This is a genomic window from Bacillus shivajii, from assembly GCF_020519665.1.
Lineage (GTDB): Bacteria > Bacillota > Bacilli > Bacillales > Salisediminibacteriaceae > Bacillus_CA > Bacillus_CA shivajii.
Genome location: NZ_CP084703.1, coordinates 865,248 through 892,114, shown reverse-complemented (window position 1 = coordinate 892,114; position 26,867 = coordinate 865,248). Strand labels below are relative to the sequence as shown.

Sequence of the window (26,867 nt, the reverse complement as noted above, 5' to 3'; positions counted from 1 at the left end):
TCGACGGACAGGACGTTCTAATGCCGGGCATGCCACAGGACGTGACGTTTTGCCCGGTGGACGGATACAGCTTCAAAGCATTGCTTGTAGAGGAAGAGACAGGAACTCCCTAATTAGTTGAGGCCGTGTCCGCGGCAAAGAAGACACCGTGAATGCAAACGAAGTGAAGCAAGAGCGGATGTCGCACTTGTGCCCCGGGGTGCAAAGAAGACACAATGAAAGCAAACGGAGTGAAGCTTGAATGGATGTCGCACTTGTGCCTAGTGGTGAAAGCGTCCGCCTGTAACGGATTTTAGTGGTAATCGTATTTTGTTCAAAAGCAACAATCTTTTAGAAAACAGCCAAATTTTAAAAAGAGGATGACTCAAAAGCAAAGTGCCAAGCTCCTTTATAAGTCATCCTCTTTTAATGATATTATCGATCCCCCCGGTTATAAGCCTCAGCTGATTTATAAGCATCAATCATTCCGAAGATCCAAAAAATAGGATACGTAATAAACCCGATCAAAACAAAAAATAATAGTGCATTAATCATTTGAATGATCATAAATAGAATGCCTTTTCCGATTTGACCGTTATAGATTTGTCCTAGCCCCGTCCAAAGAGCACTTAATACAGCTGCAACTCCTGGACTTTTCATAGGATATTGCCCTGTCATGACCTTCCCCCTTTCTTTTTCTACTTTTTCATTTCATCTACGTCGAATCAGCTCCTTCACTAAAATTTTATTAACCAAATTATAGTCCAACTCTCATCACAAATTTTGATATACGCTTTTAGAATTATGCGTATTGGCCTATACATATTCCCTGAAATTCATAAACAAAACTTGGCTTATCGCCAAGTCCTAATGGCGAAAGCCTTAGTTGCACCGAACCGAGCAACAGCTTCTTCGAAATTACTCCGACATGCGACGAGTAACCGCAGGAGCAGTTATACTATCAACCGAAATTATATAAATTCTGATAGTGTAAAGAAAACTCGCCGATTGGCGAGCCTTTTAGGCGAAGACAGAGGTGTTAGTTGAACTTATACTTAGTTTTTTTAAATTTTCTCTACGTCGATCTACTTCTTCGCTAAAATTTTATAAATTAACGTACAAAAAAATCAAAAAGAACCGCCTCCTAAATGGAAGCGGAACATTCGTCACGTTTCAAGCTCTAATAGTTCTTCGATGTCTTCTTTATTTAAGGATGAAATCATCGTTTCTCCAGATTGAATCACTTGGTCTAATAGCTCTCTTTTTTGCTCTTGGAGTTGATGGATTTTTTCTTCGATCGTACCAGTCGTAATGAGCTTTGTTACTTGAACGACTTTTTTCTGCCCGTAACGGTATACACGGTCTGCAGCCTGCTCTTCAACTGCTGGGTTCCACCACGAATCGTACAAGACAACTGTATCTCCACCCGTCAAGTTTAAACCAGTACCTCCAGCTTTTAAAGAAATTAAAAAGAAGTCTTTCTCCCCTTCGTTAAATCGATCAGCTAATTTAAGCCTTTCTTCTGAAGGAGTTGATCCATCAAGATAATGGTATTGCCAGCCACGTCGGTCAAACTCATCTTTTAAAATCGCAAGCATCGTTGTGAACTGACTAAATATTACGAGCCTTTGTCCATTTGCATTTGCCTCCTCGATATAGTCGAGAAGCCGCTCTAGTTTTCCCGAGCCTCCCTCATAATTCTCAAGAAACATGCCGGGATGACAACAAATTTGTCGTAACCTTGTAAGACCCGCTAAAATTTTCATTCGGTTCTCTTGAAAGGCATTTTGTTTAATGGCATCACTTGCTTCATCTTTTATGAGCCTTAATTGGGCCATATACACTTTTTTCTGCTCTTCATTGAGCTCAGTGTATTGGACGTTTTCAATTTTCTCAGGTAAATCTTTTAATACATCTTTTTTCAACCTACGTAAGACGAACGGGCGAATTCGCTTTGTGATGCGTTCTTGCGACATTTCCTTATATGCACGTTTATGTTGGAATAACCCCGGAAGAACGATATCAAAAATCGAGTACAATTCATCTAACGAGTTTTCGATCGGCGTTCCACTAAGGGCAAAGAAATACTTCGCTCGAATTGATTTAACGGCTTTTGCCGTTTTCGTCCAATCGTTTTTGACGTATTGAGCTTCATCTAAAAGCATTGATGAAAAAACTTTTTCATCATATGCGTCATGATCTCTTCTAATTAGTGGATAAGAGGTGATCCAAACATCTGTATCACTATCTTCTTCACTGATCAACGTTTGTCGCTCCTGAACAGTACCAGTAATGACTTTCACGTTTAGCGATGGAGCAAATCGTTCAATCTCTTTTTTCCAGTTAAAAACAAGGCTAGATGGGCAAACAATAAGTGATGGCTCTGTTACTCCCAGCTCTTTTTGCTTTAAAAGGTAGGCAATCATCTGCACCGTTTTCCCTAGTCCCATGTCATCGGCGAGGATGCCCCCTAAATTGTAATGAGCCAGTGACATGATCCACTTGAAGCCGGTTTCCTGATATTGGCGAAGCTCAGCCTGAAGTTCGTCTGGTAGCTCAAAATCCATCTCCTCAGGATGATCGACTGCTTCAATAAGTGCCTTAAACTGCTTGCCTCGCTTTAAAACAGACGTATTTTCATGATCTAGCTGAAATGCCTTTAAAAACGGAACAGATGTATTCGCTCGTAGATCATGACTTGGTAAATCCAAATCTTCATAAAGCTCTTTTACTTCTTGAAAAGCCTGATCTTCAAGCGAGACAAACGAACCATTTGATAGGCGATAATATTTTTTGTTTGCTAATAAATCTTTTAGCAATGCATCGATCTCATCTTCATATAAGTCGTCCATTTGAAATGATACGTCTAACAAACTTAACTCTTGGTTCGTCTCAACTTTCACTGTTGGCTGAACATCAGGTGAATACATTAAGTTTTTCACCTTACTCGTTGCATATAAATGAAAATCTTGTGAAAGCTTTGGGATCTCGTCAAAAACAAAATCAATGATCTCATCAAAGTCATTTAAATAAAGTTCTTTCCCGTTGTATTTGAATGGAATGTTTTCTATTAGTGATAATAAATATAGCTCCTGTTCAACATCACGGACAACGACCTTCTCTGTCGTCTCCGATTCATGATCAAAGGGAGAAAACTCGTGCTCACCGTAATGAAAAACTACTTCTGCTCGTAATCGTTCTTCATCATAATCAACATAAAGGTTCGCTTTTAATGGCGACATATCGATTAAGTCATCGATCTCTTCACTAATACCGACATCACCGACTTGTTTTAATTGCGGTATAACCATAGATGTGAAATTCTCGAGTTCGTTTTTCTCAAAGTGTAACGATGCCTTCCCATGAAGTTCAAAGTGTCTTGAAAGAAGATGAACAGCTTCTCGTCCTTCTGTAGGCAATTTATAAAACGTTTCTTTGTAAAGCGCCGCATTATATTCTTTGTCTAATAAAATAAAGTCATCTTCATTTTCCCACGTAAATTTGTACGTCCCTTCATAGTTATCATTTTGCTCAAGGTGAAATTCCATTGGCAATCTTTCAGATGATACATCTATACCATGAATCGTTCCATTTGGAGTTTCAACTGTCACTTGACGATCACCTAATAGATCAAGAACCTCATCAAAGACAGAACCTGGAACCGTCCAACTTCTCCTGTCTCTTTTTCGAGAACCGTAGTAGGCCATTGAGCTAGGTGATGAATCTTCTTGTACTTGATAATACTTCCAAATCGTTTCAAGTATGTGGCGATCTTCAATTGAAAAGTCATAATCTAACGGGTCATAAGTGAAATGCTTTGCGAATTTTAATGACCGCTTTTCAAATACAGCTTCTAAAAACTCCTTTATATCTTTTACAACATACAGCTTCTTCGGGCCTATTTTCAATTCCAACGTTACGATACTACCATGATTTGTTCGAAAACCACCGTGCAAAGTCAGTTCGTACTGAACTGAGAGAAGCTCTTTTTCGCGATAACGTTCTTGTTTGTTGTAATATACTTCACTAAAGGAATGAATAAAATTTTTCGCTTTCATCATTTCCATTTCAGGTAATGCTTTCGTTTGGGCAGGTTCCTTTACTTTTAAGCGGTGAACGACTTCTTTATCTTTTAGTTGTTCTTTCAAGCCATGTTGAGTAGACGACAGCACTCGTTCTCCTTCTGAACCATGTTTCTTTTTCATATAAAGCAATACAGCAACGATGTGCTTACAAATCCCCGTAAAGTCTTGAAAAGCAGGACAGCTGCAAGAGCAACCTTTGATCGTACCATTTTCATATAAATTGATTTTCACTTCATAAGACTTCGAGCCAACCACCCATGCTTTATAACACTCTTCGTGAAGATCCCAACGAAAGTCATCGACTCTTCCTTCCGTAAAATATCGTTTACCTCTTTTGTATGTATTCGGAAGGTCACATAAGCCCTCAATATCCTTCTCTTCTAAAATTGCATGATTCCTCACCGTCTTCACCTCACACCCATCTAAATGACTATATTATAGACTAACTGATTATAGACGAGATTTCTAAAAGAACTTCGCCACGTCTGTTCGCTCGTGTAAATTTTATTTTCCATTACAAGTATTGACCATTATCCCTTCATTTTACCAAATTTTATCTATGAAAGCTTGTCTATCCTTACATTCACCGTGAATTTTATCGTCGTTTCAAGGAAGCTTTAAAACGAGGGACAATTAACCAATTTTATCCAGGTGCCAGGCACCTGGAAAAAATTGGTATATCCTTAAACAGAAAAAGGTATCTTCATTTATCGAAGATACCTTTTGTGACTAATTTTGTTAATCTTGACGAGAGCGTTTCTTTCCGCCTCCGCCACCACGAAGTTTCATTGAGTCACGTTCTTTACGTGGTTTACGGTTACGATCACGTTCACGACCACCGCCGCCGCCACCTTTACGATAACCGCCTTTACCACCTTTTCGGTCATCATTACGCTTACGGGAGAATCCGCCTCCCCCAGACTTTCTTTTCGTACGAACCGGTGCTTCTCCAGTAATTTTCACTGTCTGTTTACTCGGTTCTTTTGTGACCATTTTTAATGCTGCAGCTACAAGCGCAACAGGGTCATTGTCTTCCATCAGTGTCTGAGCATAACCATAAAGGTTTTCATCAAGCTCTTGGCCTAATGCTTTTTCTAATTGAGAAACTGCTTGTTGATGACGACCAGCAAGTGCTTCAGCAAACGTTGGTACGCCTTGACGTTTCATCGGTTTCTTTGTAACTTTTTCAATCACGTTTAAGTGATCTTTTTCTTTTGGTGTCACAAAGCTAAAAGCAATCCCGCTTTTTCCGGCACGACCTGTACGGCCAATACGGTGAACGTAGCTTTCAGAGTCTTGCGGTAAGTCAAAGTTAAACACGTGAGACACGTTATTTACATCAAGTCCACGCGCAGCAACATCTGTTGCAACGAGAATTTCGATCGTTCCTCGTTTAAACTTACGAATCACTTGGTCACGACGCTCTTGTTTCATATCACCGTGTAACCCTTCCGCTGCAAAGCCGCGAATGCTTAACGATTCCGTTAACTCGTCGACTCTTCGTTTCGTACGACCGAAAACGATCGCAAGCTCAGGAGGGTCTATGTCTAATAAATGACATAGCGCATCAAACTTTTCTTTTTCACGCACTTCGATGTAGCGTTGTTCAATGTTTTCAACCGTCATTTCTTTTGCTTTAATTGCAATAGAGATTGGATCATTCATGAATTTTTGTACGATTGTTTTTAATCGTGGTGGCATCGTCGCTGAAAATAGCATCGTATTTCTTTCAGCAGGAACGTCTGCCAAAATCGTTTCAATGTCCTCGATAAAGCCCATGCTTAGCATCTCATCAGCTTCATCTAAAACAACGGATTTCATAAATTCAGGACGAATCGTTTTACGACGCATATGGTCCATAAAACGTCCTGGTGTTGCAACGATAATTTGTGGACGGTCTTTTAAACCACGAATTTGCTTGCCAATATCTTGTCCGCCGTAAATAGGTAGTGAACGAACGCCTTTGAATTGACCAAGCTTATTAATTTCTTGTGAAACTTGAATGGCTAACTCACGCGTTGGTGTTAACACAAGACCTTGTGGATGCTTTTGTTCTGCTTCCATATTTTCAATTAAAGGAATACTAAACGCTGCTGTTTTACCTGTTCCAGTTTGCGCTTGACCAATAATGTCTTTTCCTTCTTTTCCATATGGGACAACCTGTTCTTGAATCGGGGTCGCTTCTGTAAACCCCATGCTTTCAATTGCACGTAATATCGATTGCTCGATATTTAGATCTTTAAATAATGCCAAATTGTTTCTTCCTTTCATTTATCCATCTCTATACTGGATCTACCCTTCAAATAATCTGTTTAAACCAGATTAATGCGATGTGAAATGCACGGCTCTACCAAGATTTTGATCGCTATTTTCATCGACTCACGATTACTTTATTAAAAAAAGAATAAAAGCTTACCCCTTTATTGAAAGGAATAAGCTTACATAAGTTATTCTTATCAATTTTATGTTGAACCATTCATAAATGAAATAAATCCATTCCAGATGAATATCATGTGTATTTTGTTCGTTTTTTTCAAACCAACTTATTAATCTTAACACATCGATTTGAGAAATGCTAATCATTTTTTATGGGTGAAAAATATGTTGAAACTCCTTTACAATTTATTCGTACATAACAATAACAACAAACTTTACTTATCATACTAAGAATTTAGGAGGAAAACGATGAAAAAAAGCTTACAAACTGGACTTATTCTTCTCTTTATTTTTACACTCATCGGTTGTACAGAGAGTACGATCGAATTTCCTGACGATGGATTGCAGACTGCCGTATTGGAGGCTGCAGAATTAAATAAAGATATCACAACAGAAGACGCGAAGTTATTGACGTCAATTGATGCCTCTGAAAAAGGGATCCAGTCAATTATAGGGATTGAACAATTAGAGAGCTTAGAAACCGTCGACTTGTCCGATAACGAAATTGAAGACTTTACTCCGCTTTTAAAACTCGAAAATTTGGAGAGTCTTGATATAATCGGGAATTTTCATGATGATGATTTCGATACGATTGAATTATTAATGGAAAAAGGCGTGACGGTTCATTACGATGATAGGCCTGACTTTGCAGAAACCGGACCACCGTCAGAAGGAGTTTTTTACAAAGTCGAAGAAGGCAATAATACTGTTTACTTATTTGGTTCCATTCACGTTGGAATGGAAGAGATCTTCCCGCTGCATGACTCTGTAGAAGAGGCTTTTGACAAGGCTGATTACTTAGCTGTCGAAATAGATACAACGGAGCTAAACGGGTTTGAAGTTGCACACTATCTGAATCAAGTTGGGACGTTCCAAGATGGCAGAACCTTAAGCAACGTTGTACCTGAAGATTTATTTTCTGATGCTGTAGACATATTACAAGGCCATCATTATGACGAAACGATGATTAACATGTTAAAACCTTGGTATGCAGCAATGATGATTTCAAACGTAGCTGTTGAAGATGCTGGTTACTCTGCTGAATATGGGATTGACTTTTACTTTATTGAACGCGCTCGAGATAACATCGAGATTATTGGACTTGAGACATTTGAAGGTCAACTCTCCATGTTTGACATATTAACGGAAGAAAGCCAAATCGAATACTTACGTGAAGTTGTTGAAGAGTATGATTATGCTGAAGAAGAAATAGGCGAGCTCATGGAAGTTTGGAGAAATGGAGATATAGATGCATTACTTCCTCATCGAGAAATTGATGAAACAAGAAGTGATGATTATCAAGAGTATATGCGTGCGCTCATGGACGACCGTGATTATGACATGACAGAAAAAATTGAGGAATTTCTGTTAGATGGGCACGGTGAAACATACTTCGTCGTAGTTGGTGCCATGCACCTTGTCGGAGAAACGAGTATTGTTGGTCTACTTGAAGACCGTGGCTATGATATCGTCGAAGGTATTCAATAAAATGATGATTTAATAGGCAGTAAATTAAACAGGCAGTAATCTTACTGTCTGTTTTTATATGCAAAAGAAAGTAGTTGCAATGCTGGATTGATACACAAGGGTGATGTCCACAGCACGAGAGGTGGTGCTTTTCCCACACGAGAATGTTCATTCCACATGAGGTGGGGCTTTTCCCACGTGAGAAGGCCTTCATTCCACATGAGTTGGTGTTTTTCCAACGCGAGAAGGCCTTCATTCCACATGGGATGGGGCTTTTTCAACGCGAGATCCTATTTTCACAAGCAAGTACCAAATTTTACAAGCGAGATTCAATTTTCACAAGTGACAACTATCGCGAGTGTAATATCGAAAGAAGGCCTGGACAACAATGCCCAGGCCTTCTTTCATTAATGTTTAATCTGTTAATTCCCCTTTATAAAAACGTTTCTCTTCAAACGTTACGTTTAAGTTTTTGCCGTGTTGCTTTAACCATTTTTCTTCAGGTCCAGAAACAATCGAAATGACAGTTCCACTTCGCCCTGCCCGGCCCGTTCTTCCAGCACGGTGAGTATATTGCTTTTCATCACGCGGCACATCGAGTTGCACGACATGCGTCAAGTCTTGAATATCAAGCCCGCGAGATGCTACATCTGTTGAAAGAAGTACAGGGACTTTCCCAGAACGAAACTCTTTGATTGCAGCTTCTCTTTCTTGTTTTGTCGCTTCACTATGTAATACACCGACACTGTGTCCTTTATACTCCAATTTTGAAGATAATTCAAGAAGTAAATCAATATCGTTTGCAAAAGCAAGCGCCTTAACATTAGGCATGTTCATCACTTTTTTTAACTGTTCAATTTTATCTCTTCGTTCACAAGTAATGTAATAATGGGCAACGTTTTTAAGCTGATCATCACTTTGCTCAATTCGAATAACAGAAGCTTGATTCATTCGCTCTTTCGCTTTTCCTTCAATTTCTTTTGGTACCGTCGCTGAAAAAACGAGAAGCTGGCGATCTTTCAAAGTTCCTTTTATTATATCGTCCATTTCTTTTACATGTTCGTGTGATAAAAGCTGATCTGCCTCATCTAGTACGACTGTTTTCACTTCATGCATTTTTAATTTTTTCATTTGAATAAGCTCTTGTAGCCTTCCTGGGGTTCCAACAATCATTTGCGGCTTTTTCTTTAGTCGGTCAAGTTGACGCTTTATATTGGCCCCACCGACTAATGATGCAATTTGAATATCTGACCCTTCTGACCACTTTCGCGTCTCATCTGCAATTTGCATGGAAAGCTCTTTTGAAGGTGCTACAATGACAACTTGCGCACTTTTCTTTTGCGAATCTACTTTATTTAATAACGGCAGTAAATAAGCAAGTGTTTTACCTGATCCGGTTGGCGCTTCTACAATGACATCCTTTCCTTCATTAATTTCTGGAACTGCTTGTTCTTGTACCGGTGTTGGACCTGAGAAATTAGACTTTTCCCAAGCCTCTTGTAAAAAAGGTGTAAAACTCTGTATCATAGGCGATGTACTATTCATCAATAACCCTCACTTTTTATCATTATAAAATCGTATATATCTTAATCACCTTCATCTTCTTCCATAATTAACCAGGTGCCTGGCACCTGGAAAAAGATTGATGATAGATTGAGTGTAGCGTATTTTTAGTTATAAAACCAAATTTTTTATAAAGGTGCGATCATATGAGTATTTTAACCGTTCAAAATTTAAGTCACGGTTTTGGTGACCGAGCGATTTTTAATAATGTTTCCTTCCGTCTTTTAAAAGGCGAGCACATTGGATTAATTGGTGCAAATGGCGAAGGAAAGTCAACATTCATGAATATTATTACTGGCGAGCTTGAGCCTGACGAAGGGACCGTTTCTTGGGCAAAAAACGTCCGTGTTGGCTTTCTAGACCAGCATACTGTATTAGAAAAAGGCCTATCGATTCGAGACGTTTTAAAAAGCGCATTTCAATATTTATTTAAAATGGAAGAAGACATGAACGCCATGTACGAAAAAATGGGCGACGTTACTCCCGAAGAAATGGAAACCCTTCTTGAAGAAGTCGGAGTCATTCAAGATATGCTGACAAACAACGATTTTTATACGATCGATGCTAAAGTCGAAGAAATCGCTCGAGGACTTGGCCTTGATGAACTTGGCCTAGACCGTGATGTCAACGACTTAAGTGGTGGACAGCGCACAAAAATTTTATTGGCAAAACTCTTACTCGAAAAGCCTGACATTTTGCTGTTGGACGAGCCGACAAACTATTTAGATGAACAGCATATTGAATGGCTAAAACGCTATTTACAAGAGTACGAAAATGCCTTTATTTTAATTTCTCACGATATTCCATTTTTAAACAGCGTTATTAACCTCGTTTATCACATGGAAAACCAAGAATTAAACCGATATGCTGGTGATTATGACCACTTCCAACATGTATATGAAGTAAAAAAACAGCAAGTCGAAGCTGCCTATAAAAAGCAACAAAAAGAAATAGCTGACTTAGAAGACTTCGTTGCTCGAAATAAAGCACGCGTTGCAACTCGAAACATGGCGATGTCACGTCAAAAGAAACTCGACAAAATGGAAAAAATCGAGTTAACGAAAGAAAAACCAAAGCCAGAGTTCAACTTTAAAACGGCGCGAACACCGAGTAAATATATTTTCCAGGCGAAAGATCTCGTCATCGGTTATGATGAGCCGTTATCACGTCCGTTAAACTTAAGTATGGAGCGCGGTCAAAAAATCGCACTCGTTGGGGCAAACGGAATCGGAAAAACAACGTTGTTAAGAAGCTTATTAGGTGAAATTAAGCCACTGAACGGAACCATTGAACGCGGTGATTTCCTTGAAATCGGCTATTTTGAACAAGAAATTAAAACTGAATCAAACAACACATGCATTGACGAAGTATGGAACGAATACCCGCACTTATCCCAATATGAAGTTCGCGCCGCTCTTGCAAAGTGCGGGCTTATGACAAAACATATTGAAAGCAAAGTCGCTGTTTTAAGTGGTGGAGAAAAAGCGAAAGTGCGTTTATGTAAACTAATCAACGAAGAAACAAACCTGCTTGTTCTCGATGAACCAACAAACCATTTAGATGTCGACGCGAAAGAAGAACTAAAACGAGCGTTAAAAGAATACAAAGGAAGCATTCTTCTAATTAGTCACGAGCCTGAATTTTATCAAGATGTCGCTACTGATATTTGGAATGGAGAAACATGGACAACGAAAGTATTTTAACAATAAAGCAATGATCTAATAAAAAATGAATGTCGCAGTGCCTAGCTCAAAATTTTCTAGGTTACTGCGGCTTTTTTTGAATATACATGGAGAGTGGAATCCAAGAAAGGGTGTGTTTACGAATGTATTATCAACCGCAGTTTCGCCATGCCCCTCCAGCTCCCCGTGTCCCTGTTCGTAATAACAGCAATAACCATTCAAAACGTACGTTAGTTGTTTTCGGAAAAGGCATTGTATCAGCTCAACCAGACGAAGCAAAAATTACGGTCGGTGTCATTACTGAAGGGAGGCAGTTACAAGAAGTTCAACAAGAAAATGCACAAGTTAGTTCGCAAGTAATCGCAAGTTTAACGGAGCTCGGTATTCCAGAAGCGAACATCCAAACTGTTGAATACCGCGTTGACATGCAATATGACTACATTGATGGAAAACAAGTATTCCGTGGATACCGTGTCACCCATCAGTTCCAGATCACGATCGACCAAATTGATGAGACAGGTGTCGTCGTGGATACTGCTGTTGCAAGTGGTGCAAATACCGTTTCAAACATTCAATTTACGTTAAAAGACCCTAGCCAAGAGTACAATGATGCCCTGCGCCAAGCGATCCAACAAGCAGAAAACAAAGCAAATGTTATGGCTGACGAACAAAACATTTCTTTAAACCCAGTACCAGAAAAAATCGAGGAATTAAGAGAAGAAGAGGCCGTCCAACCGTTCCAACCGATGTTATTTGCGACAGCAGAAGCTACTCCTATCCAGCCCGGAACTTTGCAAATTACAGCTAGAGTAAAAATGACGTATTCTTATTAATAAATTATATAGGAAAAACATGTCCTGCTACACGGTTCGAAGCCGTCTCACACTCCTTTTTAAACAACGATTTCCAACGGTATCTTACGTAATTTTAGGAAATGCTACAAGAGAATCATTTAAAAGGAGTGTGTTTGATGAACAAAAATAAAAAGCAAACGAACAAAGAAAGTAAGGATATACAAAAAGAAAATCACGAATTCTCAGAAGAACTTGCAGATGGTGGAGAACGAAACGAAGTCATCGAAAAGCAAGATAAACCAACTAGAGGTGTGCGGTTAATTTAATTCACAATAAAATCCAGGTGCAAGGCACCTGGATTTTATTGTGAACTTCATGGGTTATCTTCCATTATGTAAGGGATTGAATAATAAATATCAGTCAATGCATCGTGGAAACCCCATCCAACACCACCTGTATCTTCTACGACATCTTCTAGTCGTTTCGCAAATGTCTGATAGTAGTTCTCATTATCAATACATTTGTCTACGACATGATCATACATGTTCACCATACTCCCGTAAAAATTCTCATCAATATCACCAAAAGAGACTGTAAATTCTACTCCGTTTTCAACATAAAAAAGCATTAAATCTAGAGTCTTAAACTCATCCTCTGTTAGCTTTTTAAATCGATTGATCGCATTCTTCGCTTCTTTAAGCCTCAGTTTCGGCATGCTTCGTTCTGGAAAAAACTCATTTTCGATTTTCACCTTTGCTTCTTCATATAATTCATTCACCAATTCTTCTCGATTATACTTCAACGAGACAAATTGCTTTACATCTTTGTTTAACTTATACAATTCGGTAATGAGTTTAATCAACTCTTTTTTATCTAATTCTTTAAGTTCTTTTTTCAGTTCTGGAATTTTCAAAGTACTCACGGTAAACACCCCTCTAAAAATCTTCTAATATTCAATAAATTTGGTTAAAATTATAACATATGACTCTATTATATTGAGGGATCTGCATGAACTTAGAAACGAAACTGAAACATGTACTCAGAGAAAATGCTCATTTAAAAGAAGAAAATAAACGGTTAAAGCAAACCTTAAATGATCACAGCATACCTTATACAGTTCCAAAGGAAAATGCTAGATCAAAATCAGCAATCGTAAAACAACGTATTGCTATTTTTAAAGATTTATTTAAAGGTCGTAATGATGTTTTTCCTGTTCGGTGGGAGTCCAGAAGCGGCAAGTCAGGTTACGCACCAGCATGTGATCACGAATGGGATCCTGTTCTATGTGAGAAGCCGAACATTAAATGTAGTGATTGTAAAAATAGAAAATTGACACCGTTAACTGATCAAGTTCTTTTTGATCACCTTAGTGGAAAGAAAACAATCGGAATTTATCCACTATTAAAAGATGATACATGCTTTTTTCTCGCAATTGATTTTGACAAAAAAAGCTGGAACGAAGATGTGAGAACATTTATTGATATTTGTAATACTTTTCATATTCCAGTAGCTGTAGAGAGATCGCGTTCTGGAAATGGGGCTCACGTTTGGATCTTCTTTTCTGAACGAACCCCCGCCTCAATGGCTAGAAGATTAGGGAACAATATTTTAGAAAAAGCACTAGAAAGTCGTTATCAAATTGGTATGGATTCTTATGATCGAATGTTCCCTAACCAAGATTCTATGCCACGAGGTGGATTCGGAAACTTGATTGCCCTTCCTTTACAAAAGGTCGCACGTGAAAAAGGAAATAGTGTATTCCTTAATCAAGAGTTTGAACCATACGACGACCAATGGACATATTTGTCTCATATAAAAAAACTGTCACAAAAAGATGTTCAAAGAATAATATCTGAGTTGTCTCAAGAAAAGTCTAATCTTACGAGAACAGATATAAACCTAAAACAAGACACATCAATTGAGTTACTCAACGGTATTAAAATAGAGAAAGATACTTTTCCATCAAAGGTTATTAATGATTGCCTTAAATTATCATCTTTTAGTAACCCTCAATTTTATAAAGCACAAGCAAAACGGCTATCTACCCATAGAATTCCTAAAAAAATTTGTAGCTTTGATGAAGATGAAACAAGCTTCATTTTTCCAAGAGGGTGTTATGAAAATATTAATAATTTTACAGTTAACTAATGATGATATCGGACAAATTGGCGGAGGGAAAGTGAAACCAACTGGTATAGTTGATATTGCAATGGTTCAAAGCTTAAATAGTCGTGAAAAAGTAAATAACCTATTAAAAGATTATGGACAAGTAGTCGTAGATGAATGCCACCACATCTCTGCCGTTTCATTTGAGAAAGTGATGAAACAAGTAGATGCTAAATATGTTCATGGGTTAACCGCTACCCCACAACGAAAGGATGGACTACATCCAATCATTACAATGCAATGCGGTCCTATACGTTATAAAGTTGAAGCTAAGCAACAAGCAAAAGTTTACCCATTCAAACAAGTGCTAATCCCCCGCTATACATCCTTTCATGTATCTGATGAAAATAACGAAATGACCATTCATCATTTATACAAAAACATGGTAAATGATGAAAGAAGAAATGAAATGATCTTTAACGATGTTTTACATTGTTTAGAAGAAGGGCGCTCTCCAATTATCTTAACTGAACGAATTGAACACATTAAGAAACTTGAAGAAAAATTTAAAGATTTTGCCAAGAATGTTATTGTACTCACTGGAGGGTTAAAGAAAAAAGAAGAACAAGAACGCTTACAACAGTTGAAAAGGATTCCCGAAAATGAAGAAAGATTAATTATTGCATCAGGTAAATATATTGGAGAAGGTTTCGATGATGCTCGTTTAGATACATTATTTTTAGCAATGCCCATCTCCTGGAAAGGAACACTCCAACAATACGTCGGAAGGTTACACCGTCATTTTGTTGGCAAATCCTCTGTCAAAGTATACGATTATATCGACCATAAACAGCCAATGATTAAGAAAATGTATGAAAAGCGCTTAAAAGGATACGCTGCTTTAGGATTCAAAACGTTAAATAACGATGAAACAAAAGATGAACAAATGAAACTTTTCTAATTAACAAAAAAATCCAGATGCCAGGCACCTGGATTTTTCCAGGCTCTTTTTGTTTATATTCGTTTATAAACATTCAAATTAGAGAGTATTTATACATGAATGATTAAAAATAAACACTACTTTTTTAATTGAACCTCTAACATATCCCCCACTTTTGCAAGTTCCTCATATGTCACCGTCAGTGGTGGCAACAATCGAACGACATTAGGACCTGCATTTAAAACAATTAACCCTTGTTGACGTAATTTCTTCATGATGTCAGCGACTTCTTTCGTACATTCAATCCCGATCATAAGGCCACTTCCGCGAATTTCTTTCACAACATCGATTCCTTTTAATTGTTCTTCTAATTTCGCCATGAAATATTGGCTTTTTTCTGTAACCTCTTCTAAAAATTCCCCTTCAAAAACTGTCTCTAAAACCGCTTCTGCAGCTGTCATCGCTAATGGATTTCCGCCAAACGTAGAACCGTGACTTCCTGGACCAAATGTTTCTTTTAATTCCTCTTTCCCAATCAACGCTCCAACAGGAAAACCATTCCCTAGTCCTTTGGCAACAGTAATCATATCTGGAGTAATTCCGTAATGTTGATACGCAAAAGGCTTACCGGTACGCCCAATTCCTGTTTGAACTTCATCAACAATTAATAGCACTCCGTTTTCTTGGCAAAGCTTAGCTACATGATTAATAAAACTGTTTTCTCCTGGAATGACCCCACCTTCTCCTTGAACAACTTCTAGAATAACAGCAGCTACTGTTTCATCAATAGTTTTTTCGACAGCTACTTCATCATTGAATGGCAAATAAATAAACTCTTCAAGCAATGGTCCGTACCCTTGATGAATCTTATCTTGACCTGTGGCTGACATACTTGCGAACGTTCGGCCATGAAAGGACTGTTTAAAACTTATCATTTTCGTTTTACCTGTATGTTTTCTTGCTAACTTTATTGCTGCTTCATTTGCTTCAGCCCCGCTATTACAAAAATAAACGAGGTCCCCATCTGAATGGTGTGTCAATAACTGTGCTACCTTCTCCTGGCCTTCAATGTGAAACAAATTGGAAACGTGCCACACTTTATCTAGCTGCTCTTTTACAGCGCTATTTACACGTTCATTGCAGTGACCTAAATTGCAAACGGCAATACCTCCAGCAAAATCTAGATATTCCTTGCCGTTATTGTCAATTATCGTTGTTCCATTCGCTTCTTTTACAGTTATATCCCATCTTGCATATGTTGGAAATAATGCACTCATTTCTAAACCACCTTATTTTTATAATACGTTTTTCGACGAGGTCCTTTTATAACTTTCGTGCCGATTAGTGAACCTTGCTTTGATAATGTTGTGCCTTTTCCGTTTACGATCAAGACGGTTTCTATTTTCCCTTGCAAACTTTTCATTGCTGCTTTTACTTTCGGAATCATTCCGCCGGAGATTGTGCCATTAACCATTAACTTCTCTACTTCATCAATCGTAACGTTCTCTTGCAGATGACCATCTTTTAAAATTCCTGGTACATCAGTGACAAATAGAAGTTGCTTAGCTCCTAATCCTTCAGCTACAGCTCCAGCTGCGCTATCTGCATTAATATTGTATCGCTCTCCATCTACTCCGATCCCAACGGGAGCAATGACAGGGATCAGATCACTTTGAATAAATTGTTCAAGTAAAAGGTTATTGATGTTTTTTGCTTCACCGACAAAGCCAAGGTTCTCTTTATCAATAGGAGTGACTTCTATTATCCTACCGTCACACCCAGATATGCCGATCGCGTTTAATCCTGTCTTTTGCAATTTCGTCACTAACGCTTTGTTCACTTTCCCGCAAAGAACCATTTCTACGGCTTCTAACACTTCTTTTGTTGTTTTGCGAAGTCCTTGAACAAATTCACTTTTCACGTTTAAGCGTTTGAGCATGTGATTAATTCCAGGACCGCCTCCGTGCACAATCACTGGTGTTTTACCAGCGTCTTTTAACGCTTTTATACTAAAAAAAAATTCATCGGAAAGCTCATCAATTGTACTTCCTCCACATTTCACGACGATAATTTCTCTCATGTTCTCCCCCTTAAATGATAAGTTTGCTACGTTCGATAACCTGCATTAATTCGTACGTAATCATAGGTTAAATCACAGCCCCAAGCCTTACCGAATCCTTGCCCTGTTTGTAAATCAACGTAAATCGTGATGTTTTCTTCTTGTAAATATTTTTTTGCGAGAGCTTCTGAAAACGGCAGCGGCTCACTGTTTTTTAACATCTCAACTGGACCAAAGGTAATGTTAATTTTTTCTGGATGTATTTGAGCACCACTGTAGCCAATTGCACAAATAATGCGTCCCCAATTTGCATCAGTACCATAGACCGCTGTTTTAACAAGATCTGAACCAACAATTTGCTTAGCAATCATCCCTGCTTCTTCATCTGTACTTGCCCCTTTTACTTGGACCTCAATTAGCTTTGTTGCTCCTTCTCCATCACGAGCGATTTTCTTTGCTAAGTCTTCACACGCTGCTTTTAAAGCTCCAACAAAGTTTTGCCATTCCGGATGATCGGTTGTTAACGTATTATTTCGTGCTAAACCACTTGCCATGACGATGACCATATCGTTTGTAGAAGTGTCTCCATCTACAGTGATCCGGTTAAATGTTTCATCTGTTACTTGTGAAAGTGCCTGCTGAAGCATGTTTGGCTCAATATTTGCATCTGTTGTTAAAAAGCCAAGCATTGTTGCCATATTGGGGTGAATCATCCCGGATCCTTTTGCAACTCCACCAACGGTTACCTCTTTTTCATCCACTTTTATTTTGTAACAAGTATGCTTCTTAACCTTATCCGTCGTTAATATTGATTCACTAAATTGGTCGGCACCACGGAGCGTTCGTTCAGGAGTTAACTCTTTGATCCCTGGCACAATTTTGTCCATCGGTAAATACTCTCCGATTAAGCCAGTTGAAGTGACGGCAACTTCATGTTCTAGTAAGTCAAAAGTCCGAGCACTGCGCTTTCGTATTTCGTAAGCGTCTTCTAATCCCTTTTTTCCTGTACACGCATTCGCATTCCCACTGTTTACGACTACCGCCCTAAGTTTTCCGTTCTTTTCAATACTTTCTTTTGTTACCTTTAATGGTGCGGCTTGCACTTTATTAAGTGTATAAACGGCTGCACTGCTTGCAGGCACCTCGCAAAGAATGGCTCCTAAATCTAGCCGTTTTCTTTTTACCCCTGTATAAACCCCCGTTGCCTTGAAACCTTTCGGGGTAACGATGCTTCCACCATTTACAGGAATTACATTGCATTCATCACTTAATACTTTCACCTTTGTTTCCCCCTCTTTTTTCGTCTTAAGGATAAACTGGGACAAAGTTTAAACCTGTTGTTTCTTCAATTCCCATTGCAATGTTTAAGTTTTGAACCGCTTGACCTGCCGCTCCTTTCATTAAATTATCAATAACAGAAACGACTGTGATGCGACCTGTACGTTCATCATACGTAACACCGATATCACAGTAATTTGTGCCGTATACTTCTTTTGTTGCGGGGTATGAACCTTCATTACGAACTCTGACAAATGGAGCTTCTCCATAAGCGTCATTGAATAGTGAACGCAACTTTTTTTCGGTGATTGGTTCTTTTGCTGTGGCATAAATCGTCGCCATAATTCCTCTTGTCATAGGTATTAAATGAGTGCTAAAAGTAATTGACGGAATCGTTGCATCCAATTGTTGCAGCCCTTGTTCAATTTCAGGAATATGTTTATGAGCGTTTACTTTATAAATTTTTAAACTATCATTCATTTCACTAAAATGACTTATTGCAGATGGTGAACGCCCTGCTCCTGACACGCCTGACTTTGCATCAATAATGATCGATTCTGGATCAATAAGCTGATTTTTGACAAGCGGTGTGAGACCTAAAAGTGTCGCCGTTGGATAACAGCCTGGATTTGAAATAAGCTGGGCAGATTTTATTTCTTCTTTTGACCATTCCGGTAATCCATAAATGGCTTTGCTTAATATTTCACCTGTGGCAGGCTCAAGTCCATACCATTCCCTATAAACATCCGCATTTTTTAAACGGAGATCTCCTGACAAATCAATGACTTTTAATCCTTCCTCCAATAGTGAGGGGGTAATTTGACTTGATATTCCTGGAGGTGTCGAAAGAAAAACAACGTCTGCTTTTTCTTTTAACAACTGAGCGTCAATATCATCTAGTTTTTCACAAAAGATGTCGTGAAGATGTGGGTAGCTCTCAGCGATGGAGAGACCTTGCTGCGATGATGAATGAACTGAACTCAATTCAACTTCTGAATGGTGCTGTAATATCCGAATTAATTCAGCACCTCCATATCCTGTTGCTCCAATAATCGCTGCTTTCATATTTCTCTCCTCCTCTGATTGTATATTGTTATTTATTATAAATATGTATAATAATTTATTCAACTGTATTTTTATAAATATTTTTATTTTCTATTAATTATGCGGTTTTTTCATTATAAGTAAGGAGAAAGCTCGGTAGTTCTCGCACTTTTTGAAGCAGAGGGAGTGAACATGCACTTCATTTTCACTCAGCTTAATTCTTTGCTGAATTTTATAAGCTCAAACATTAAACAAAACTTGCCATATAGCAATCACCGAGACATAGACAAATAAAAACAAGAACCCCCAAAATCTAACATCTTCAATTACTCGACTAATACCTCGTGGTAAAAAACCCCTGACCCCAACCTTTCGTAATTATCAATAGAAGAGTACTCTATCCTCAACAAACAAAACCTTCCAGGCGTCTAACACCTGGAAGGTTTTTTAGTAATGCTTTTTACTTGGGTCGATCTAATGCAAAAATATCTCCTAATGTTGTATAATCCAGCCCGCCGAGTCGTCCGACTGGTTTTAAGGCAGCCGTGTCGACCTTACCATCTTTATACACTTCATCTGCAAAATGATATTGTACAATTCTCCCAATGATAAAATCTGTCGTCGTTTCTCCTTCACTAAAAGTTAAATGTTTTTCCAGTTTACACTCAAAGCGGACTGCCGCTTCTTTTAATCCTGGAACCTTAATTTTTTCACTTTCAACGGGAGTTAGCCCGACCTTTTCTACTTCACTTTCATCCGGGCCTAAATTGGCAGCCGTTTCATTTACTGCCTCAACATTTGATTCGTCTGTTACATGAACAACAAATTCTCCACGCTCCAAAATATTTCTTGCCGTATCCTTCGATTCACTCCCACGCCGACCGCAAGAGATCGATATCAACGGAGGCTCCGCTGAAATGACATTAAAATAGCTGAACGGTGCCGCATTTAACACCTCTTCTTTTGACATCGTACTTACAAATGCTACCGGTCTCGGTGCAACTGTTGCCGTTAATAAACCGTAATTTTTCTTTTTATTTAACGAATTCGGATCAACAGAATGCATAGTTAAGCTTCCTCCCCTTTTATATACTTGTCGTACCAAGCTTTAGCGTGATCAATCTCATCGCGTGTCAACTGGTGTCCTTGGTTTGCCCAATAAACTTCAACATCAGCTCCAGCACTTGTTAACATTTGATCAAGCTCTTTCGTTTCTTCAGGTGCACAAATTGGATCATTTGAGCCTGCTCCAATAAACACGGGGGTTTTTTCTAAGTTCGGTAACTCAATATCACGACGTGGTACCATTGGGTGCAAGAGGACAGCTCCTTTTAAGCTGTTTTCATAATGATAAAGAAGACTACCAGCAATGTTTGCGCCATTAGAATAGCCAACAGCAATGACATGATCACGGTCAAAACTATAATCTTTTGCCGCCTTATCAATAAACTCATGAAGCTCTTTTGTACGGAATATCAAATCTTCCTTGTCAAAAACACCTTCAGCTAATCTACGAAAAAAACGGTTCATACCATTTTCATCAACGTTTCCTCTTACACTTAATACGGCTGCATCAGAATCAACCATTGGATGCAAAGGAAGTAAATCCTCTTCATTACCACCTGTTCCGTGTAACAATAACAATGTATTTCTGTTTCCTTCTTTTCCTTCTTTAAAAAGATGTTTCATTCGAACTACTCCCTTCGACACAATCTTTATTACAAGTTTTAGACTTTCAAAAAGTAAGTACTTATAGTTTAGCGTTTTCAGACGACACTTTTCAAAACATACGACTTATTTTTTCACGAATAAATAAAACCATCCACCCCCACAAATATGGAAAATTATGTTAGTATGGATACAGAATTTGAATCCGTGATAACTGGTGTTGGTATGCCATCCATCTACTCGCTTTCCGCGAGCGAACCGCAGGCCTCCTCATCGCTTCGCTCTTTGCGGCAACTAACCAAAAGATCAAAGTCTTTAGCAAATAGTCAGAAATGACTTGTTTAATCACGGATTTAAGTACAGAAGATAAAATAGGGGGAACACCGTTATGAAAAATGATTTATTTATTGGCCTTCTTTTTCTTTTATTCATTGGGTTTGCTATCATCACGACAGAACAAGATGATGAATACATCGCATACATTCATGCAGATAAACATTCGAATTATGCCGAAACCTTTCATGATTTGAATTTAGGAGACATTTTCAATTTTCATTTCGTGCAATACGAAGCTGACTCACACTGGGTGAATTTATGGGTAGACGAATATATTGACGGAGAAAAACAAGAGGAACCTCATGCCGCATTTGGTTATGGAAAAAATCTAAATGAAACCATAAGCGGCAATCTAGGATTCGGTAAACTTAACCGCGCAAGCGATGAATCGTATGTTTTTATGTATGCACCTGGAGTCACAGCTCACCCTACTAAAACAGAGCCTACAAAGGAAATTGAATATTCGTCATGGAGAAGTAACTATGCCATTAGTTCCGACAGAGTCGGTTTAAAAGTAGGAGAAACAAAACGTCTCGCTGTTTATCAATATGCTGGAGATCAAATTTACACCTATGATTACCAGAATGAAAAAGATTTTCAAAGGTTAATAGGCGACAGCGTCCGAATACTTGTTTTTAATATAAAAATTACAGATAATATGGAAAAGTAAGGTAGAAGCAATTCATGAAAAAGTTCTTCTCTAATAAACGCAATATAATAGACGCTGTTCATTTTGCAATCATCGCCTCTTTTCTTTTTTATGCCGCTTGGTCTGGGTTTTATCCGTACAGCTTTACACATGAACATGTCGAAGGTCAAATCATCATTTACCATGGTATGCTTGATCCTAAAATATACATATTTGATATTGAGTTAGAAGCGATACGACTTACCTCTCAAATTGATAGCCTTCGGTCGTCAGCTCTTACCTTCGTATCATTGTTATTAGTCGGAGTTCTGGCTTGGATTAAGTGGTATCGTGGAGGGAAGGAAGCAGAAAGTGCCGATAGGAAAACAAAATGGCAAAAGTACAAAAAAATACTACATGTAGCGGTCGCAGTTATATCGCTTATTGTGTTACTCACCCTTCATATATCAATTTTAAATAATATTTATGAAGGACTCGATGTATTACTAGACGGTTAAAAATATATTAGGGCCTGAATACCATTAACCCATTCTTTCTTAGGACAGACTTTCGAAAAAAACACAGTGATTTCAAAATGAATATCACTGTGTTTTCTGCAACTTCTATTAATGTTCATACCCAAATAATAATGTCAGAGAAATTGGTTTTTCCGGCTCTTTATCCTTTTGTTTTCGTACGAAACTCATATTGGATTTCCTTTAATGCTTCATGATTTGTTAATAGCTCTAGCCCTGTTAAAGCCAATGCTTTTGCTCCTTGTATAAGAGCATGATCGCCTTGCTCGGACTTTGCTGCTTCACGAAAAGCATCTGTATGAACAACGAGGTCTTCTGGTCCGATTTTCAAAAATGGATGAATCGTCGGAACTACTTGACTGACGTTACCGGCATCCGTTGATCCTAAACCTTTCGTGTTCTCCGGATCAAACGGCTCCCCTAAGCTCTCCCATTGCTTTTGAAACAGCTCGTCAAAGCGATCGTTTAACTTAAAGTTATCGACTTCGTTTTGAATTTTGATAACACGATGCGTTGTTCCAGTTGAAAGTGCGGCACCTTCAGCGATTCTCTTCACTTTTTCTGTCACTTCATTACACGTTTCTCTTTCAGCTGCTCGAATATAGAAACGTGCTTTTGCATAATCAGGAACAATGTTAGGTGCATCCCCACCGTGCGTAATGATCCCATGAATTCGAACGTCGTCTGTTACGTGTTGTCGCAATGCATTTACACCATTAAACAATTGGATGACACCATCTAATGCATTGATTCCATCTTCAGGAGATGCGGCTGCATGGGCTGCTTGACCGCGAAATTCAAAATCGAGTGGGTCAACTGCTAATGAATTTCCTGTACGGGTGTTTTTGTTGTATGGATGAATCATTAACGCTGCATCAACGTTCTCAAGGTACCCATGCTTTACAAAGCTCCCTTTTGCACTTCCGTTTTCTCCACCCTCTTCTGCAGGTGTTCCAAGAACGGTCACGGTCCCTCCCGTTTCACGAACTGCCTTTGACAGTGCAATACCTGCTGCAACACTTGTTGTACCGATAATGTTATGGCCACACGCATGACCAAGGCCTGGCAATGCATCATACTCTGCTAAAAAACTAATGTTCGGCCCTTCTTTATCAGATTTATATGTTGCAACAAAGGATGTTTCATGACCTGCAACACCTATTTCAACAGTAAACCCTTCGTTTTCTAGTAACGCGGTTAATGTTTCACAAGCAAAGTACTCTTCATTGCCTATTTCAGGTTTTGCATGAATCGCGTGACTTGTTTCAAGATATTTATCTTTATTATTTTCTACATTTTCGATAATGGTCTCTTTTAAAGTAGTTGTCGTTGTCATGAAATCATCCTCCATTTACTATTGATTTTTTAGTCTTTTAAAATATCGATTAATATTCTTTTAATACATCAAGATCAACAAACACTGGAATTAACGAGTCATTATAAACTTCACGAATGTGATCAGCTGTGTCTTCTTGCTGGTAAAGCTCTACGATCGTTTGTAGTACTTCATCATCGGCACGCTCTGCTTGGGTTGCGATGATATTAATGTATGGTTCAGCCGTCGTATGGTCTTCAATAAAGATGGCATCTTGAACAGGAATAAATCCTGCTTCAACAGCTACACCGTTGTTGATCACAGATGCATCAACGTCAGGCAATACTCGTGGTGTTTGAGCGGCAACGATTTCTACAATTTCGATGTCATGTGGGTTAGAGACGATATTCTCTACGCCACCAACACCGTTAAAATCATCAACTAATTCAATAAATCCTGCTGCCTCTAGCAAAAGAAGGGCACGCCCTTGGTTCGTCTCTTCTTGTGGAACGGCTATTTCTGCACCTTCAGGAATCTCTTCATAAGAAGTATACTTTTCTGAATACAAGCCCATTGGTGCAATTAATGTTGAACCGATTGGTACTAAATCAAGGTTATGCTCTTCAATGAAGTTATCAAAGTATGAAACTGTTTGGAATGCATTAATGTCTATTTCACCATCTGCTAAAGCCATGTTCGGACGGACATAATCAGCAAACTCCATAATCTCAAGATTGATTCCCTCTGCTTCTGCTTTTTCAGCAACAAATTCCCACATTGGAATTCCTGAACCGTTCACACCAACTGTGATCGTGTCGTCATCTCCGCCACATGCAGTTAAAAGAATCGTTAATGTAAAAATGCTCGTTAATGTTGTAAATAATTTTTTCATGTTGTTTTCTCTCCTTATTTTTTCAAATTTACTATTTATTTTGTTAAAGTTCGTTGTTGATAAAAGACACTCACTTTCACCTCAAGGCACAAGTGCGACATCCGTTCATGCTTCACTTTGCTCGCATTTACGGTGTCTACTTTGCCGTGGGCGTCGCCTCAGCCTCCTCGAACTCTCAAGCTCGTTCTATGGAGTCTTCACCTGACGCTTATCCCACAGGAGTCTCGTGTTTTATCAACAACACTCCGAAAAATAACTTTAACGGAGCCTATTTCTTAATGTCTGCGAATTGCTTGTGATAGCTTATTACCAAACATTTGAATCCCTTGCACTAAAACAATTAATATAATAACGGTAACTAACATGACATCTCCCATAAAGCGCTGGTATCCGTAGGCAATCGCTAAGTCACCAAGACCACCGCCTCCAACGGCTCCTGCCATCGCTGAAGCTCCAATAATACCAATCGTTGCAATCGTAAAGTTCAAAACAAGTGAACTTAATGCTTCTGGCACCATAAATCGAAATATAATTTGCCATGGGGTTGCCCCCATTGCCTCGGCTGCTTCAATGATTCCGGGTGATACTTCTAGTAAACTACTCTCTACGAGTCTTGCAATAAATGGTGCTGCAAAAACGACTAATGGTACGACTGCCGCTGCTGTTCCAATAGATGTACCAACGACAAACCTCGTAAATGGAATGATCGCAACCATTAATATAATAAATGGTACTGATCTAAAAATATTTACGATCGTATTTGTCACGCGGAAAAATAATGGACTTTCAAATAAGCCTCCGTCTCTTGTAACAACTAATGCAATTCCTACTGGCAAACCGATTAATGCTGCAAATAATAAGGAAAAACCGGTCATCGCCAATGTTTCAAGAGTCGCATCCCAAACGCGAACCCAAAATGTACTCCACTCAACGTTCATGATTTTCTACCTCCTTGATGATCAAGTTCTCTCCGATGTATTCAACAGCTTTCTCTATATTCTGGTCTGCTCCGTCAAACTGGACAATTAAATTCCCAAATGGTTGTTCTTGCAATTCTGTGATATGACCGTGCAGGACATTCACGTCGAGTTCAAACTTTCTTGCCACTTGAGATAAAACAGGCTTTCCAGCTAAATTTCCTTCAAATAAAATTCTGTATAGCGGCTTTCGCTGATTTTGCGGATCAAGCATATTTAAGATCGATTTCGGAATGTCATCCTGCATAACAGAATTCACAAAGTTTTTCGTCGTTCTGGCTTTTGGCTTTGAGAATACATCGAACACGCTTCCTTCTTCGATCAGCTCTCCATTTTCCATGACTGCTACTTTATTACAAACTTCACGAATCACGTTCATTTCGTGTGTAATCATTAGGACGGTAATGTTAAGCTCGCGATTCACTTTTTTTACAAGCTGTAAAATGGAATCTGTTGTTTGCGGGTCGAGTGCTGATGTTGCTTCATCACATAGTAAAACTTCAGGTGAAGTCGAAAGCGCCCTGGCAATACCTACACGCTGCTTTTGCCCACCAGATAATTGATCTGGATATTGAGATGCCTTATCAGATAACCCAACGAATTCTAATAGTTCATTTACTCGCTGTTTCACTTCTTCTTTTGGTGTTTTTGATAAATACAATGGAATGGCCACATTATTAAAAACTGTTTTCGACTCACATAAGTTAAAATGCTGGAAGACCATTCCGATCTTTTTCCTAGCATCACGCAGTGACGCAGCTGATAATTTCATCATATCCTGCTCATTGACGAGAACTCTTCCTGAAGTTGGTCGCTCTAGAAGGTTTACACACCGGACAAGCGTACTTTTTCCAGCCCCACTAAAACCAATCACACCGTAGATATCACCTTTATTCACTTGCAACGATACATCCTTTACCGCTGCAACCCCTTCTTCACCATCTCCAAAAACTTTACTGACATTATCAAATGTAATCATGCTGTCTATTAAAACCCCTTTCTATCTCGTTCACAAAATTGTACTAGACCAGGTCCATGACAATTTTTAAAACAAAAAACCCCTCTTCTTTCAAATAAGAAGA

General features: G+C 38.7%; 23 protein-coding genes. 8 read left to right on the top strand and 15 right to left on the bottom strand.

Translation table 11 applies throughout. The annotated features are described in order from the left end of the window. Positions 1-414: 414 nt before the first annotated feature. The 3 genes from LGQ02_RS04275 to LGQ02_RS04265 form a co-directional block, all read right to left on the bottom strand. Entirely contained in the window at positions 415-657 is a 243-nt protein-coding gene (locus LGQ02_RS04275) for a hypothetical protein (RefSeq protein ID WP_226516994.1), read from the bottom strand. A 488-nt stretch (positions 658-1,145) separates the two neighbouring features. After that, positions 1,146-4,466, bottom strand: a complete 3,321-nt coding sequence (locus LGQ02_RS04270; protein WP_226516993.1) for a DEAD/DEAH box helicase — start codon at positions 4,464-4,466, stop codon at positions 1,146-1,148. A gap of 336 nt (positions 4,467-4,802) precedes the next feature. Further along, positions 4,803-6,317, bottom strand: a complete 1,515-nt coding sequence (locus tag LGQ02_RS04265) for a degradosome RNA helicase CshA (protein ID WP_404802379.1) — start codon at positions 6,315-6,317, stop codon at positions 4,803-4,805. Between the two features lie 432 nt (positions 6,318-6,749). On the opposite strand from LGQ02_RS04265, the gene LGQ02_RS04260 reads away from it, so the two are divergent. Further along, a complete protein-coding gene (locus LGQ02_RS04260) occupies positions 6,750-7,988 on the top strand; it encodes a TraB/GumN family protein (protein WP_226516992.1) in 1,239 nt (412 codons plus the stop codon). Positions 7,989-8,381: 393 nt separating this feature from the next. Here the strand turns inward: LGQ02_RS04260 and LGQ02_RS04255 are convergent, their stop codons facing one another. After that, positions 8,382-9,512, bottom strand: coding sequence for a DEAD/DEAH box helicase (locus LGQ02_RS04255; protein WP_226516991.1), 1,131 nt, complete (start codon positions 9,510-9,512; stop codon positions 8,382-8,384). Between the two features lie 164 nt (positions 9,513-9,676). Between LGQ02_RS04255 and LGQ02_RS04250 the strand changes: the two genes are divergently transcribed. From LGQ02_RS04250 to LGQ02_RS04240, 3 genes are all read left to right on the top strand, one after another. Then, positions 9,677-11,233: an ABC-F family ATP-binding cassette domain-containing protein gene (locus tag LGQ02_RS04250; RefSeq protein WP_226516990.1), complete on the top strand. Its 1,557-nt coding sequence runs from the start codon at positions 9,677-9,679 to the stop codon at positions 11,231-11,233. A gap of 122 nt (positions 11,234-11,355) precedes the next feature. Further along, positions 11,356-12,045 carry an SIMPL domain-containing protein gene (locus tag LGQ02_RS04245; protein WP_226516989.1) on the top strand — a complete coding sequence of 230 codons (690 nt, stop codon included), beginning with the start codon at positions 11,356-11,358 and terminating at the stop codon, positions 12,043-12,045. Between the two features lie 137 nt (positions 12,046-12,182). Further along, the gene (locus LGQ02_RS04240; protein WP_226516988.1) at positions 12,183-12,332 is read left to right on the top strand and encodes a hypothetical protein; all 150 of its coding nucleotides are present in this window, start codon (positions 12,183-12,185) and stop codon (positions 12,330-12,332) included. A 47-nt stretch (positions 12,333-12,379) separates the two neighbouring features. Here the strand turns inward: LGQ02_RS04240 and LGQ02_RS04235 are convergent, their stop codons facing one another. Beyond that, complete coding sequence (locus LGQ02_RS04235) at positions 12,380-12,928, bottom strand: DUF6155 family protein (RefSeq protein ID WP_226516987.1); 549 nt, start codon at positions 12,926-12,928, stop codon at positions 12,380-12,382. A gap of 86 nt (positions 12,929-13,014) precedes the next feature. Here LGQ02_RS04235 and LGQ02_RS04230 point away from each other — a divergent pair, with 86 nt between their 5' ends. Together LGQ02_RS04230 and LGQ02_RS04225 are read left to right on the top strand one after the other, a co-directional pair. Then, complete coding sequence (locus LGQ02_RS04230) at positions 13,015-14,154, top strand: TOTE conflict system archaeo-eukaryotic primase domain-containing protein (RefSeq protein ID WP_226516986.1); 1,140 nt, start codon at positions 13,015-13,017, stop codon at positions 14,152-14,154. Next, positions 14,123-15,073: a DEAD/DEAH box helicase gene (locus LGQ02_RS04225; RefSeq protein ID WP_226516985.1), complete on the top strand. Its 951-nt coding sequence runs from the start codon at positions 14,123-14,125 to the stop codon at positions 15,071-15,073. The genes LGQ02_RS04230 and LGQ02_RS04225 overlap by 32 nt, the downstream gene beginning before the upstream one ends. 116 nt (positions 15,074-15,189) lie before the next feature. On the opposite strand, the gene LGQ02_RS04220 is transcribed toward LGQ02_RS04225, so the two are convergent. The 6 genes from LGQ02_RS04220 to LGQ02_RS04195 all read right to left on the bottom strand — a co-directional run bounded on the left by LGQ02_RS04220 (position 15,190) and on the right by LGQ02_RS04195 (position 21,122). Then, complete coding sequence (locus tag LGQ02_RS04220; protein WP_226516984.1) at positions 15,190-16,329, bottom strand: acetylornithine transaminase; 1,140 nt, start codon at positions 16,327-16,329, stop codon at positions 15,190-15,192. Positions 16,330-16,331: 2 nt separating this feature from the next. After that, positions 16,332-17,132: an acetylglutamate kinase gene (argB, locus tag LGQ02_RS04215; RefSeq protein ID WP_226516983.1), complete on the bottom strand. Its 801-nt coding sequence runs from the start codon at positions 17,130-17,132 to the stop codon at positions 16,332-16,334. Between the two features lie 26 nt (positions 17,133-17,158). After that, positions 17,159-18,391 (bottom strand): bifunctional ornithine acetyltransferase/N-acetylglutamate synthase, encoded by a 1,233-nt coding sequence (gene argJ / locus LGQ02_RS04210; protein ID WP_226516982.1) that lies wholly within the window; start codon positions 18,389-18,391, stop codon positions 17,159-17,161. Positions 18,392-18,416: 25 nt separating this feature from the next. Then, entirely contained in the window at positions 18,417-19,454 is a 1,038-nt protein-coding gene (gene argC / locus LGQ02_RS04205; RefSeq protein ID WP_226516981.1) for an N-acetyl-gamma-glutamyl-phosphate reductase, read from the bottom strand. A 439-nt stretch (positions 19,455-19,893) separates the two neighbouring features. Next, entirely contained in the window at positions 19,894-20,499 is a 606-nt protein-coding gene (locus LGQ02_RS04200) for a flavin reductase family protein (RefSeq protein ID WP_226516980.1), read from the bottom strand. Between the two features lie 2 nt (positions 20,500-20,501). Continuing rightward, complete coding sequence (locus LGQ02_RS04195; RefSeq protein ID WP_226516979.1) at positions 20,502-21,122, bottom strand: alpha/beta hydrolase; 621 nt, start codon at positions 21,120-21,122, stop codon at positions 20,502-20,504. A gap of 367 nt (positions 21,123-21,489) precedes the next feature. Between LGQ02_RS04195 and LGQ02_RS04190 the strand changes: the two genes are divergently transcribed. Further along, positions 21,490-22,107 carry a hypothetical protein gene (locus LGQ02_RS04190; RefSeq protein ID WP_226516978.1) on the top strand — a complete coding sequence of 206 codons (618 nt, stop codon included), beginning with the start codon at positions 21,490-21,492 and terminating at the stop codon, positions 22,105-22,107. A 14-nt stretch (positions 22,108-22,121) separates the two neighbouring features. Then, on the top strand, positions 22,122-22,583 hold the full coding sequence (locus tag LGQ02_RS04185; protein ID WP_226516977.1) for a hypothetical protein: 462 nt from the start codon (positions 22,122-22,124) through the stop codon (positions 22,581-22,583). A gap of 160 nt (positions 22,584-22,743) precedes the next feature. Here LGQ02_RS04185 and LGQ02_RS04180 read toward each other — a convergent pair whose 3' ends face one another. The 4 genes from LGQ02_RS04180 to LGQ02_RS04165 form a co-directional block, all read right to left on the bottom strand. Continuing rightward, a complete protein-coding gene (locus LGQ02_RS04180) occupies positions 22,744-23,937 on the bottom strand; it encodes a M20 family metallopeptidase (protein ID WP_226516976.1) in 1,194 nt (397 codons plus the stop codon). A 49-nt stretch (positions 23,938-23,986) separates the two neighbouring features. Beyond that, positions 23,987-24,808, bottom strand: a complete 822-nt coding sequence (locus LGQ02_RS04175) for a MetQ/NlpA family ABC transporter substrate-binding protein (RefSeq protein WP_226516975.1) — start codon at positions 24,806-24,808, stop codon at positions 23,987-23,989. Between the two features lie 275 nt (positions 24,809-25,083). Beyond that, on the bottom strand, positions 25,084-25,746 hold the full coding sequence (locus LGQ02_RS04170; RefSeq protein ID WP_226516974.1) for a methionine ABC transporter permease: 663 nt from the start codon (positions 25,744-25,746) through the stop codon (positions 25,084-25,086). Then, positions 25,736-26,764 carry a methionine ABC transporter ATP-binding protein gene (locus LGQ02_RS04165; RefSeq protein ID WP_226516973.1) on the bottom strand — a complete coding sequence of 343 codons (1,029 nt, stop codon included), beginning with the start codon at positions 26,762-26,764 and terminating at the stop codon, positions 25,736-25,738. Before LGQ02_RS04165 ends, LGQ02_RS04170 begins: the two co-directional genes overlap by 11 nt. Positions 26,765-26,867 lie beyond the last annotated feature (103 nt).

Coding starts and splice junctions, on each gene's coding strand:
- LGQ02_RS04220 (WP_226516984.1), bottom strand. CDS start 16,329: ATGAGTGCATTATTTCCAACATATGCAAGATGGGATATAACTGTAAAA.
- LGQ02_RS04275 (WP_226516994.1), bottom strand. CDS start 657: ATGACAGGGCAATATCCTATGAAAAGTCCAGGAGTTGCAGCTGTATTA.
- LGQ02_RS04230 (WP_226516986.1), top strand. CDS start 13,015: ATGAACTTAGAAACGAAACTGAAACATGTACTCAGAGAAAATGCTCAT.
- LGQ02_RS04170 (WP_226516974.1), bottom strand. CDS start 25,746: ATGAACGTTGAGTGGAGTACATTTTGGGTTCGCGTTTGGGATGCGACT.
- LGQ02_RS04200 (WP_226516980.1), bottom strand. CDS start 20,499: ATGCATTCTGTTGATCCGAATTCGTTAAATAAAAAGAAAAATTACGGT.
- LGQ02_RS04165 (WP_226516973.1), bottom strand. CDS start 26,764: ATGATTACATTTGATAATGTCAGTAAAGTTTTTGGAGATGGTGAAGAA.
- LGQ02_RS04250 (WP_226516990.1), top strand. CDS start 9,677: ATGAGTATTTTAACCGTTCAAAATTTAAGTCACGGTTTTGGTGACCGA.
- LGQ02_RS04245 (WP_226516989.1), top strand. CDS start 11,356: ATGTATTATCAACCGCAGTTTCGCCATGCCCCTCCAGCTCCCCGTGTC.
- LGQ02_RS04185 (WP_226516977.1), top strand. CDS start 22,122: ATGAAAAAGTTCTTCTCTAATAAACGCAATATAATAGACGCTGTTCAT.
- LGQ02_RS04225 (WP_226516985.1), top strand. CDS start 14,123: ATGAAAATATTAATAATTTTACAGTTAACTAATGATGATATCGGACAA.
- LGQ02_RS04240 (WP_226516988.1), top strand. CDS start 12,183: ATGAACAAAAATAAAAAGCAAACGAACAAAGAAAGTAAGGATATACAA.
- argB (WP_226516983.1), bottom strand. CDS start 17,132: ATGAGAGAAATTATCGTCGTGAAATGTGGAGGAAGTACAATTGATGAG.
- LGQ02_RS04180 (WP_226516976.1), bottom strand. CDS start 23,937: ATGACAACGACAACTACTTTAAAAGAGACCATTATCGAAAATGTAGAA.
- LGQ02_RS04190 (WP_226516978.1), top strand. CDS start 21,490: ATGAAAAATGATTTATTTATTGGCCTTCTTTTTCTTTTATTCATTGGG.
- LGQ02_RS04260 (WP_226516992.1), top strand. CDS start 6,750: ATGAAAAAAAGCTTACAAACTGGACTTATTCTTCTCTTTATTTTTACA.
- LGQ02_RS04255 (WP_226516991.1), bottom strand. CDS start 9,512: ATGAATAGTACATCGCCTATGATACAGAGTTTTACACCTTTTTTACAA.
- LGQ02_RS04175 (WP_226516975.1), bottom strand. CDS start 24,808: ATGAAAAAATTATTTACAACATTAACGAGCATTTTTACATTAACGATT.
- argC (WP_226516981.1), bottom strand. CDS start 19,454: ATGAAAGCAGCGATTATTGGAGCAACAGGATATGGAGGTGCTGAATTA.
- LGQ02_RS04195 (WP_226516979.1), bottom strand. CDS start 21,122: ATGAAACATCTTTTTAAAGAAGGAAAAGAAGGAAACAGAAATACATTG.